The following is a 505-nucleotide window of genomic DNA, read 5'->3' on the forward strand; positions in this document are numbered from 1 at the left end:
TTCAAGACCGAAGTGCTGTTCGACCACATCCACACCGCGCATCTGAACGAAAAGCCGATCCGCCTGGTGGGCGATTCCGGCGAATACACCTGCGACGCGCTGATCGTCTCCACCGGCGCCTCGGCCCAATACCTGGGCCTGCCCTCGGAAGAAGCCTTTGCGGGCCGCGGCGTGTCGGCCTGCGCCACGTGCGACGGGTTCTTCTACAAGGGCCAGGAAGTGGCCGTGGTCGGCGGGGGCAACACCGCCGTGGAAGAAGCGCTGTACCTGGCCAACAGTGCCAGCAAGGTCACGCTCATCCACCGCCGCGACAAGTTCCGCGCCGAACCTATCCTGATCGACCGACTGCATGAGCAGGAGAAGAAAGGCAAGATCGAGATCAAGACGAACATGGTGCTCGACGAGATCCTGGGCGATGACTCCGGCGTGACGGGCGCCCGGCTGAAAGGCACGCACGAAAACGAAGGCAAGACCGAAGAGATCAAGGTGGCGGGCGTGTTCATCG

General features: G+C 63.0%; 1 protein-coding gene. It reads left to right on the forward strand.

What is annotated here, in order from left to right:
• The coding region (locus tag D1614_RS25390; RefSeq protein ID WP_162304632.1) for an FAD-dependent oxidoreductase at window positions 1-505 on the forward strand (505 nt) is incomplete at both ends.

The organism is Maribellus luteus (assembly GCF_003576475.1).
In the GTDB taxonomy this organism is placed as follows: Bacteria; Bacteroidota; Bacteroidia; order Bacteroidales; family Prolixibacteraceae; genus Draconibacterium; species Draconibacterium luteum.